This window comes from Paenibacillus filicis, assembly GCF_038070315.1.
Classification (GTDB): Bacteria; Bacillota; Bacilli; order Paenibacillales; family NBRC-103111; genus Paenibacillus_G; species Paenibacillus_G filicis.
In genome coordinates, this window is sequence record NZ_JBBPCC010000012.1 from 41260 (window position 1) to 52431 (window position 11172).

Genomic DNA, 11172 nt, shown 5'->3' on the forward strand with positions numbered 1-11172 from the left:
AATATCCGCTCCACTTTTATTCGTTTTATACGCACACGCCTGACAGGTGCCTATTTCCTACTTAACAGAAGACTTTCACATACAAACTCATAGAGAGCCTGTAGCGGCCACATCGAAGCTCATAACCGTTTCATCACATGGCAACGATCCTCGGCGTCTATCTTTTCGTATATTCATTCGACATCTCGTATATAAATACGCTATTATTCGAATTATTAGATTCATTCGCAGGCATTGATCTAAAATCGATAACAATTATTTTTATTTCCTTTCTTCCCGTCCTATCCTCGCTACGCTCGGAGGACTTCGCTTCGCTCCGTCACCTTGACCTTGAAGGCTTCTTCTCTTTAAATGAATGGCTACAGCTGTCTAGGAAGTGGCAGACTGCCATCATCAGTCATTTCTAAGGGATAGGTCGATCGGGGGAAGGCACCACCATCTACGGGCACATACGGGCGCTTAGCCTTCAAGCAGAAGCTCGGGATCATTAGTCCGGTTTAGACTTTTTCTTCTAACTCCGAGAGAACTAAGCATGTATTAATAAAGTAAAGGGTTGTGTGGACGTGCTGCCTCGGCCAAGTGTAGTTTTGGATTATATTGGGTATATGGAAAGAAACCACAACGCGAGGGTTAGTCGCATTGTGGTTAGAGAACGACTTATAACTTTGTGATGTTCATTAATTGTTTGTCTAAATTCCAATCAACTGGCTTCTTTTTTTCATTCAACCAAGGTGCCCCCTCTTTTAACCACATAGCCCTATAGGTATCAACAGATTTTCCATGTACTAAGTCATCGTAACCAGATTGAAAGCCACAACACGGACAAACATTGAAATTTGGTGCACCAGATTCAAGGTACTGTGGTTTGTTCAACTTGTCGTATCCACATACTATACAAGTATTCAAAATAAAAACCTACCCATCATTTCAAATTTAAGAAGAACAGAACTCCTGACATTCCATAGTCTGGTTTCATATACGTTCCTATATAGTCACCGCCACCATGGGTAATAACTAATTCGTTAGTTCTCTTGTTGAAGGTAGCCGCTCTACCATTTTCAAGAACTTTAAAGAAAATATTTTTCCCATCTGAGGCGGTTCTTGCTAAATTAAAAGCACCTTCTAGATATTCTTGCTCTGAGATATTACCAAATTCTTTTTGCTTTTTAACATGCTTCATATAATGTTCTTCAAAATTCTCAAACATATCAAATGCTGCTTTTGATGCCTTTTTTAATTTATTTGCAAAACTTATCGTTTTAGTAATTTTACTACCGGGGTTAACCAGCATTTCTAGACCCAACATGAATCCGGAGCCAAACTCACTTGCACCTGATGACATTGTTGATTGATAAATATCATGATACATTTGTCGTTGTTGGCTTTGACTTGCTGTATTATAGGCCAACGAGTCTCCTGCTGCCCATCTTGCAAGTCTATCTTGGTAAGGGTAATAATATGTATCCACATTTTTACCATTCCATATCTCTGATGCTCCATCGTGTAATATGTCATCTTCATATCTTGAGTTATTGGCAGGGTCATCGCAAGCACCGGAATGAGCATACTTACCGTCAGCAGATGTGCACCAATGTCCTGTCGGGTCAATCCACTTCAGGGGATTGTTTGTAACATACGTATACAAATTCAAACTCAGCGGATTCGTAAGTTCCCCTTCATACGTATCCTCATTAATAAACCGCCCTATGCTCGGATCATACCATCCGCCTCGGAAAAACTGCAATCCATGCCGTTATCCCATCACTATTCGATATAACAGAACGACTGAAGCAAGTTTTCCTATTCAGTCAAGATTCCCTCTATATGTTCTTATCCGCCAATAATAGTTGGTCGCTATTCCCCCTCTCGTTCTTCACAAAAATAACACCGAAAGACCGTACGTGGTCCTTTTACCTCCGGCAGCTTGGCGGATATGCAAAAAGCGGAGTCCGTTTCATAGACTCCGCCTTTCATCATAATAAAGTTCCTAGCACTTACTCACCCCGCTACTCCGCCAGCGCTATATACCTTCCATCTCTTCTCAACGACCGCAGCCAGCCGCTCTATTACCAGTACAATCGCCCAATAGATCAAGGCAACGGCCGCCAGCGGCTCCAGGTAGCTCCAATTTTTACTCGCGAGCATCATGGCCATGCCGTTGATCTCCATCAACGAGACCATGTAGGCCAGAGAGGAGCCATGTAGAATGCCTACGAACAAGTTGCACATGCCCGGGACGCTGGCCCCGATCGCTTGCGGGAAGATGACTCGGCGAACGGCTTGGAAGGTCGTCATTCCGACGGAATAAGCAGCCTCTAACTGCCCACCTGGAACCGCTAGAATCCCGGAACGAATAATTTCCGACATATAGGCGCCAGCAGTAAGCGATAGGGCGGCAGCGACGAGCACGAACAGCGGAATGTCCTTGGAACGGAAACCCCAGCCATAGTGATCGGCCAGCGTATCCAGGAGCATCGGCAGACCCAGGTATACGATGAACAAATGCAGCACGACTGGCGTGCCCCGAGTAAACGATACGTAAAACTCAGCCAGCGGACGGATAACGGCGGGCTTTCTAAGCCGGATGATCGCCACCGCAAGTCCGATGACGAATCCGTTGATCATCGCAGCCAAAGTTAGAAACAATGTCAGCGGAAGCGCCCCGGCGATGCCGAGGAACGCTTCCCCGAAAAAATGCGGCTCGAACGTCATAGTTGTCTCCTCCTCCCTCTTCATTTGGGCGCAGCCTGCAGGCTACCAAACCAGAACTTGGCCTGTGTGCCTTAATGGCCTAAGTACCTGTCAGCGCCCGTTCATGCCGCTGCAACCTGCGCTCGGCGCGTCCAAAGAAATATTGAAGAAGCAGGCAAACTGCGTAGTATATGATCGCTAGACTGATATAAACCTCCAGCATGTGGAAATACACTCGACCGATCGCTTCGCCGCGCCCCATCATATCCATGACGCCAACGGAGAACGCCAGCGAGGTATCCTTGAGACTGGAGATCACGACATTGGACAGATGGGGCATCGCCACGCGAAGCGCTTGAGGGAGGATGATCCGCATGAAACTGTCCCAGCCGGACAGGCCGACTGAAGCGGCTGCTTCCGATTGGCCGCGATCCACGCTGTTGACCGAAGCCCGGAAAATCTCCGCTAAGGATGCACCGTTGTTCAGTCCGAAGGTTAGCACGACATACACCGCTGGGGGAACCTCCGGCAGTTGTAACCCGGCCGCCTTCAGAAGCTCCGGCAATACGTAGAAAATCAGGATCAGTTGAATAATGATGGGCGTGGCGCGAAAGAAAGAAATATAAGCCGCGCATAACCCGTCCGCCACCGGCCATTTATACAAGCGGGGCACCGCCAGCAGCGCCCCGACTATGCCGCCAAGCACCAGCGAGAAGAACAATATCGTCAAGGAGACAGGCAAATACTCCAGCAAAATCCAGAAGTAACGCCCTATTAATTGAATGTCAAACGCTTGTCCCATCTGCCAGGCTCACCCTCTAAAGCTATTTATAGTCCCGCTTCAGCCACTGCTGAATGAGCTTGGTCAGCGATCCGTCGTCCTTCATTTCTTTGAGCACCTTGTCAATCGCTTCGCTAAGCGGGGAGCCGTCCGCCTTGCGGAAAGCAAAGTAAATGCCCGATTGCTGGTTAAGGTTGGGACCGACCAGCTTGAGCTTGGCATCCGCCGTCCGGTTCAGGTTGGCAGCCAGGGAAGAATCGATGATCGTAGCGTCCACACGGCCGGACTTGATCTGCGTAACGGCATCGGTGATCTCGCCGTAGACGATTTTCACCGCATCCTGATTCGCTTTGTTGTATCGCTCAATGACCGCAGCCGTACTAGTCGAAGGCGTGACCAGCACGGACTTCCCCTTAAGATCATCAATCGATTGAATGATGTTGTTGGATTCGTTCACGGCTACCATCGTTTTAGACGAATCGTATAGTTCTTTATTGAATAAGTATTTGGCTTTGCGCTCTTCGTTTTGCTCCAGATGCATGGCTATAAATTCAATTTTCTTGGTATCCAGACTCAAGAACAGATTCGCCAGATCCCCGGTGACAAATTCAAACTCATACTCAGGAAGGCGCTTGTCAATCTCCCGGACCAGTTCCACGTCATAGCCAGTCAGCTTCCCGCTCTCGTTCAAGAAGGATACGTTCGGCACGACCGGGTTGGTGCCTACCTTTATTTTCTTCGGGGTTGCTTCCTTGGCTGATGCCGGGCTCCCCGCACCTGCAGGAGCGGATGCTTGCGTTACATCCGTAACGGCTTTGGCCCCGCAGCCCGCCGCCAGTACGGCCATCATGACCGCAACAAGGAATACCAACATCTTATGACGATATCCAACCTTCACTGTCCATTCCCCCGTCTGTTCTTCTCTTCGGCCGAAGCCTGCTGCACCCATTGCACAAAAACCTTCGCTCCGCTCGTCAGCACCTCTTCATCCACATCGAATAGCGGATGATGCAGCGGCTGCGTGATGCCCTTCGCCTCATCGGCAATGCCCAGAAATCCGAAGGCGCCCGGCACCTCCTGCAAATAAAGCGCAAAATCTTCTCCCGCAAGGCTCGGTTTATCCAACAAGACCGTCTTGTCCTCACCCAGCGCCGTTCGTCCAGCTTGCAAAGCGAGCTCTACGGCAGCCGCATCGTTGATCAGCGGAGTGCCCAGCCGATACAACGAGGAATAGCTCCCGCCGTAAGCGTTAGTCACCGCTTCAGCCCGGGTTTCCAGCAGACGCTGGATGCTCCCCACCGCCTCCGGGTCGAGCACACGGTACGTGCCGCTCAGCTGGCTTTCGCCTGCAATCGCATTCGTCGCGTTACCGGCATGCAAGGTGCCGAAGCAGAGCACGGAGGTTTCGAACGGGTCCCGCTCGGTCGCCAGCGCGAACTTCACATCCGTGACAAACTGAACCGCTATGGACAGCGCGTCTACCGCCAGATGCGGCTTGCTGTGATGGCCCTCCACGCCGTGGAAGGAGAACCGGAAATGGGACGAGGCGGCCATCGCCTCTCGGCGGTGAATCCCAAGCACACCAGAGGGCAGCTCGGGCCATACATGCAGAGCGAAGCACAGATCGACGCCGTCCAGCACGCCCGCCTCGATCATGTCCTTACCTCCGCTGATCATCCGGCCGTCGGAAGGACTCGGAACCGCACTTTCCTCCGCAGGCTGGAAGACGAACCGGATCGTACCGGTCCAGGCGTCGCGGTGACGACTGAGCGCCTTGGCTGCTCCGAGCAGCATCGTCATATGCGCATCATGCCCGCAGGCATGCATCGCACCTTCATTGCGGGAGCGGTGAGCGAACGTATGGCCCTCGGTGATGGCGAGTGCGTCCATATCCGCGCGCAGCAGAAGCGTGGGTCCCGGCTTGCCGCTATCCAGCACGCCGATGACTCCTTTGCCGAAATGCTTGCCCACCCCGGTTCTTACGTCCAGACCCAGGCTCTCCAGATAAGCCGCCACCTTGGCAGCTGTCCGGTCCACGTCGAATAAAATCTCCGGATACTGGTGAAAGTCCCGGCGAAGCTCGATGAGCTCCGCCTTCAGCGTATCGACATAATGCAGAGCCTCGCTCATCGCTGCACTTCCTTCACATAGCGGTTAGCCGGCACCGGCAGGCTCAGATGACCGCGGAACGTGTCCGTCTCATATTCTTTGCGGAACAACCCCCGATCCTGCAGGATCGGCACGACCAGGTCCACGAACTCCTCGAAGCCTCCGGCTTCATTTTGCCCGACGATAAATCCGTCCGATGCCCCAGACTCGAACCAGCGCTGAATCTCGTCCGCAACCTTCTCCGGCGTGCCGATGAACGGATGGCGGGGATATGTGGCCTGCAGCGCCGTCTCCCGAAGCGTCCAATTGTTTTCCTTCGCCTGACTCTTGATCCGGCGGGTACCTCCCTGGAACGCATTGCCGCCTACGCTGTCATCCAGCTCCGGAAACGGCTCATCCAGCGGATGCTTCGAGAAGTCATAGTGATCGAAGAAACGGCCCAAGTAGTTCAGCGTATCCTCCGCACTCAGCAGCTCTCCTACCCGCCGGAATTTACGGTCCGCTTCTTCCTGAGTCGCTCCCAGCACCGGCTGGATGCTCGGCAGAATGGAGATATCCGCAGGATTCTTGCCGAAATGCACGGCTCGGCTCTTGATGTCGTTGTAGTAAGCTTGAGCGGACTCCAGCGACACGAGGTTCGTGAAGACGCAGTCCGCATGAGCAGCCGCAAAATCCCGTCCCACTGAAGATGTCCCTGCCTGGAAGATCACGGGATGCCCCTGCCGGGACCGGATGATATTAAGCGGACCCTGCACGGAGAAATACGTTCCCTGATGATTCAGCGCATGCAGCTTATCCGGGTCGAAGAAAACGCCGTTCTCCTTGTCTCCGACAAAAGCATCGTCTTCCCACGAATCCCACAGCCCCTTGACGACTTGAAGAAACTCGTCAGCGATCCGGTACCGGTCGTCATGCTCCGGATGCGGCTTGCCGTAGTTGAGCGCCGAGCCTTCGAGCGGGGACGTGACGATATTCCAGCCGGCCCGGCCCTTGCTGATATGGTCCAGCGAAGCGAGCTGCCGGGCAATGGTGAAAGGCTCACTGTACGAGGTCGAGATGGTCGCCACCAACCCGACATGCGAGGTAACGGCGGCAAGTGCGGATAAAATCGTAAGCGGCTCAAACCGGTTCAAGAAGTGCGGAAGCGACTTCTCGTTAATAAACAGCCCGTCGGCGACAAACAAAAGGTCGAACTTCCCTTCCTCGGCCTTCCTGGCCTGGCTGATATAGTGATCAATATCCACACTGGCGTTAATCTTGGCCTGCGGACGGCGCCATGCGGCGTTGCTGGTGCCGACACCGGTAAGACCCGCGCCAAGCCGTAATTGTCTGTTCGTTGTCATTGAATGGCCTCCCCAATTGAATAAGATAATGGTCGATCCAGTTGCAGGCCGTCGGCCAGCCACTCATATGCCTGAAGCCGCTTGGAGAAATCATGGGCGGCTGGCAAGACGATCACTTCCTCGATGCCATGCTTGCGGCACAAACCGCTTAGCTTCTCGGCCAGTGTCGTCTTGGACCCGTGAAGGATACTTGCGGGCTTGGCTTCGATGGTGTAAGGCTCATTAGCCTGTTGACCTAGCCGCTCCGCCAGCTCGAGTGAGAAGATCGACAAGGTTTTGCCGCTGCTGAGATGAACCTTATACGTAATCATGTCCCCGGCCAGCCGTTCCGCATCCTCGTCCGTATCCGCGAACAGGACCGATACGGCGAAGATCAGCTCCGGCTTCCGTCCTCCGGCTGCCTTGAAGTGCTCCCGGTAAGCAGCCAATGACTGCAGCAGCACCTCCTCATCGCCATTGAGAAAATGGGCGTAGACATAAGGCAAGCCTTGGTCGGCAGCCAGTCTGGCACTGGAGCCTCCAGCTCCGAGCACGTACAGCGCAGGCGGGGTTACAGGCAGCGGCTGGGCCTTGAGGCCGTCGCTTCCTCCCTGGTTCAGGTACTGATCCAGCTGCGCCAATTTATCGGCGATCGGAAGCGCCTCGCCCTGCGTGGCCGGCAGCAGCGCCTTGCTTGACAGCGGCAGCCCGCCCGGCCCTCGGCCGACGCCCAGATCGACCCGGCCCGGGGACAGCGAGGCCAACAGGTTGAAATTTTCAGCCACCTTAAAGGGGCTGTAATGCTGCAGCATCACACCGCCGGAGCCGATTCGGATGCGGCTCGTTTGCGCCAGCAGGTGAGCTATCAGCACCTCCGGGGATGAACCGACCAAGACGTCGGAGCCGTGATGCTCCGATACCCAGAAGCGATAGAAGCCAAGCTCTTCTGCCTTCTGAGCCAATTTCAAGGTATGGGCAATCGCCTGTACCGGGGTTTCTCCTTCATTCACGGGACTACGGTCCAGCACACCGATTCGGATCGTCAATGCTCTCCCTCCTTCTCAGATTCTGTATGTCCAAGATTTATTGCCTTCCGCATAATGACCGATATGCCCTGCTCGCCCTTGTCCGTTTCCTTCACCGTCTCATAGCCTCGTCTCTTATACATGTCCACGAGCCAGGGATGCCGGGTGGACGTCGACAGTGTCACAGCGTCCGAATTCAGCTCGCGGCATGCGAGCTCCTCCACCCGATCCAGCAATCGGCCGCCGATCCCCTTCCCTCCATACTCCGGATCCGTAGCGAACCACCAGATGAAGGGTAGCTCGAACGGATACTCAATCACTTGTCTGACCCACTCCGGCAGGGAGATGGAGACCGTCGATACGATAGAGCCGTCCACCAGCAGCACGTAGGTGCGCTGTCGGCGGATATTGTTCTCTACCTTCCCCAGGTCGGCAGTTGCCGCAGGGAAGGACAGACCCAGTTCGCGAATCGGCGCATAAGCCCTCAGCGTAAGATCAAGTATGGCCGGGGCATCGGCTAACGTCGCCAGCCTGATTTCTTCCGTCATGATGTTCAGGTCCTCCTTACGCCTTGTAGGCAGTCTCTACATGTTTCATATTCCGCTCTTCATGTCTAAAGCATGGATTGCCAAGGACTAACGAAATAAACTACTCTTATGCGCTTACTAGGAATTAAAGATAAATAAAAAACACCCCTTATTCCCCGGGATGTTTCCGTTGGTACGGTCAACATGCGACGCATAGCGTATATGTTGCTTGGGAAGAACTGACTCAGTTACACTTACTGTAAAAAAATATAACGTTGTTCTCGTCTTCGCTAAAACTAATATAGTTACAGCTGGCTTATTTGTCAACTGCCAGTTCTTCGCTCTCCATAGGGAACAGAACCCATGAGCCCGCTCATGAGTCTGCCCGTACGGAGATCACCCGATCTGCCTCTTCGATGCTCATATTCGAAAACAACATCGTATCCTTCAGCAGATCGGCAATCGTCGACTTCGCCAGATTGGCCTTCATCGCCTGCTCGGCCTCGTCATAATAAGGCTTGAGCGCAGGCTGAATTCCAGCACCGATGGGACATCTGGCGTTCGGCGTGCTGTGATGATATTCAAAAAGCGGTTTTTCCTCGACCGCCTCGTAAACTTGCAGAAACGTAATCTCCTCCGGATTTCCGGCAATGCGCCAGCCCGCTCCCGTTCCGTAGCGGACACTAACTAGCCCTGCCTTGGACAGCACCGATAAAATTCTGCGGATAAACACCGGATTCGTATTCACACTATTGGCAATAAACTCGGACGTGCGATGATTATTGGCCGACGAACGCTCAGCGACATAGGCCAGCAAGGCCAGAACGTGCAACGAAATCGTATAACGACTGACTACCGCCAATTCCCTCACTCCCTGCTACCCAAATTCGTCTTACTTACTCCCCGTTCAAGTCTATCATAACGGTTTGCATATTGAAAATAACAATCAACCTGGCGTTCCAGTCATGTGTTGACAAAAGGTCTGGCTGTAACTATATTAGTTTTAGTGGATTTTGCGGACATCAAATCTATATTTTTTTGTCTCGGAAGAAACCCAATCAGTTACACTCAAAGCATGAGCTCCGTGTCCAGACTGGCCACGGTTCCATTCAAACAGGAGGATACAGCGTGAACCCTTCATCGGTTACCGGCTACTCCAAGTGGTGGACGCTCGCCGCCACCTGCCTCGGAGGACTTGTATTGAACATGGATTTATTTATTGTCAATGTGGCGCTGCCTGCCATCGGGGAGCACTATCATGCCTCTTTCTCCTCGGTATCCTGGACCGTCGCCGTCTATGCCTTAATGATCGGGGTTTTCCCGGGAGGCCTTGGACGGATCGGGGATCTTTGGGGGCATAAAAGGCTGTATATGCTCGGGCTCATTTTCTTCACCGCAGCCTCGTTCGCCTGCGGCATGGCGCCTCATATAGGCTGGCTGATCGTATTCCGGGCCCTTCAGGGAATCGGCGCCGCAGCCCTCATCCCGGGTACGATGTCCCTGCTGGTTGCCGCGTTCCCCAAAGAACAGAAAGGACTGGCTATCGGTATCAACTCCGGCATCGGAGGTTTGGGGCTGATCGCTGGCCCCGTGCTTAGCGGACTGCTCGTTCACGGATCGAATTGGAAATGGATTTTCTGGATCAACGTCCCGATCGGTGTGATTGCCATCGCCCTTACGGCCTGGTTTGTCCAGGAAACCAAGCTGCTGGAAGCGAGCAAAAAAGTAGATTGGCTCGGACTTGTTCTGCTGTGCGCAGGCATTTCGGCTGTTCTCTTCTCGTTCACGAGAGCCGAGAATGCCGGCTTCGACGGATTCTCCCTGCTATTCATCGGTGCAGGCCTGATCATTCTGGCGCTATTTGCTTGGCTGGAGCGGCGGATCAGCCACCCGCTAATTGATTTTTCACTGTTTAAGAACATGCAATTTTCCGTTCCGCTGATCAGCATGTTTTTATTTTCAGCCGCGCTGTTCGGCTCTCAGCCTTACTGGAGCTTGTTTTTCCAGAATTACTGGGGATTTACACCGCTGCAGGGCGGACTGTCGTTTCTGCCGGCTACGGTACTGATTGCACTTTTTTCGCCATTTGCAGGAATCATCAGTCAGAAGGTCGGCAGCCGCTTGCCGTGGTTTATGATGCTTGGCGTGCTTCTGGTCGCAGTCAGCTTCCTGATTATGATCGGGCTGAGAACGGACAGCCATTATGAGGACTCCATTCTGCCTTCCATGATCATTCGCGGCTTCGGCATTCCCATTCTGTTTGCGTCCACCTCCTTGATGATTATGAGTGCAGTCCCGGATACGAAGATCGGCCTGGCCTCCGGCTTATTGAACATGTTTCGGAACGTCGGCACGGCGATGGGCATTGCGCTGCTGGGGCAGTTGTACACGCGGAGCATCGGCCAGTACCCGGCACGGCCGCTGGAGCTGCCGGAGGGAACGTGGGCGGAGCTGCTGGCGCAAGCGCGGCAGTTTTTTCTCCCCGACTCCCCCGCCCTGCAGCCATTGGGAGCAGCTGTTATCACACACGCTTTCCAGCAATTGGCACTTATTTGTACGCTGTTTCTGGTACCCGCTCTGCTGTCTATTTTGTTCATCCGCCGAAAAGCATCCGCCCGAGATCAAGACGACACAGCCATCGTGGCGAAGCCCAAAGAAACCCAGGTCCTCTGACCTGGGCTTCTCGATATTCGGATTCTTTCACAAGCAGCTAAGGC

General features: G+C 53.2%; 10 protein-coding genes and 1 pseudogene. 1 reads left to right on the forward strand and 10 read right to left on the reverse strand.

What is annotated here, in order from left to right; all coding sequences use genetic code 11:
• Nucleotides 1–657 precede the first annotated feature (657 nt).
• The 10 genes and pseudogenes from WMW72_RS18570 to WMW72_RS18620 all read right to left on the reverse strand — a co-directional run bounded on the left by WMW72_RS18570 (nucleotide 658) and on the right by WMW72_RS18620 (nucleotide 9317).
• Nucleotides 658–873: a hypothetical protein gene (locus WMW72_RS18570; RefSeq protein ID WP_341417031.1), complete on the reverse strand. Its 216-nt coding sequence runs from the start codon at nucleotides 871–873 to the stop codon at nucleotides 658–660.
• A 718-nt stretch (nucleotides 874–1591) separates the two neighbouring features.
• Nucleotides 1592–1744 (reverse strand): annotated as a pseudogene (locus WMW72_RS35620) (RHS repeat-associated core domain-containing protein); the annotation flags it as partial.
• Between the two features lie 254 nt (nucleotides 1745–1998).
• Nucleotides 1999–2712, reverse strand: coding sequence for an amino acid ABC transporter permease (locus WMW72_RS18585; RefSeq protein ID WP_341417032.1), 714 nt, complete (start codon nucleotides 2710–2712; stop codon nucleotides 1999–2001).
• Between the two features lie 79 nt (nucleotides 2713–2791).
• A complete protein-coding gene (locus WMW72_RS18590; protein WP_341417033.1) occupies nucleotides 2792–3493 on the reverse strand; it encodes an amino acid ABC transporter permease in 702 nt (233 codons plus the stop codon).
• Between the two features lie 22 nt (nucleotides 3494–3515).
• Nucleotides 3516–4421 carry a transporter substrate-binding domain-containing protein gene (locus tag WMW72_RS18595; protein WP_341417034.1) on the reverse strand — a complete coding sequence of 302 codons (906 nt, stop codon included), beginning with the start codon at nucleotides 4419–4421 and terminating at the stop codon, nucleotides 3516–3518.
• Complete coding sequence (locus WMW72_RS18600) at nucleotides 4367–5602, reverse strand: M20 metallopeptidase family protein (protein WP_341417035.1); 1236 nt, start codon at nucleotides 5600–5602, stop codon at nucleotides 4367–4369. Before WMW72_RS18600 ends, WMW72_RS18595 begins: the two co-directional genes overlap by 55 nt.
• The gene (locus tag WMW72_RS18605) at nucleotides 5599–6924 is read right to left on the reverse strand and encodes an LLM class flavin-dependent oxidoreductase (RefSeq protein WP_341417036.1); all 1326 of its coding nucleotides are present in this window, start codon (nucleotides 6922–6924) and stop codon (nucleotides 5599–5601) included. The genes WMW72_RS18600 and WMW72_RS18605 overlap by 4 nt, the downstream gene beginning before the upstream one ends.
• On the reverse strand, nucleotides 6921–7949 hold the full coding sequence (locus WMW72_RS18610) for an LLM class flavin-dependent oxidoreductase (RefSeq protein WP_341417037.1): 1029 nt from the start codon (nucleotides 7947–7949) through the stop codon (nucleotides 6921–6923). Before WMW72_RS18610 ends, WMW72_RS18605 begins: the two co-directional genes overlap by 4 nt.
• On the reverse strand, nucleotides 7946–8476 hold the full coding sequence (locus WMW72_RS18615) for a GNAT family N-acetyltransferase (protein ID WP_341417038.1): 531 nt from the start codon (nucleotides 8474–8476) through the stop codon (nucleotides 7946–7948). Before WMW72_RS18615 ends, WMW72_RS18610 begins: the two co-directional genes overlap by 4 nt.
• Before the next feature lie 352 nt (nucleotides 8477–8828).
• A complete protein-coding gene (locus tag WMW72_RS18620) occupies nucleotides 8829–9317 on the reverse strand; it encodes an Rrf2 family transcriptional regulator (protein WP_341417039.1) in 489 nt (162 codons plus the stop codon).
• Nucleotides 9318–9583: 266 nt separating this feature from the next.
• On the opposite strand from WMW72_RS18620, the gene WMW72_RS18625 reads away from it, so the two are divergent.
• Nucleotides 9584–11128: an MFS transporter gene (locus tag WMW72_RS18625; protein WP_341417040.1), complete on the forward strand. Its 1545-nt coding sequence runs from the start codon at nucleotides 9584–9586 to the stop codon at nucleotides 11126–11128.
• Nucleotides 11129–11172: the final 44 nt, after the last annotated feature.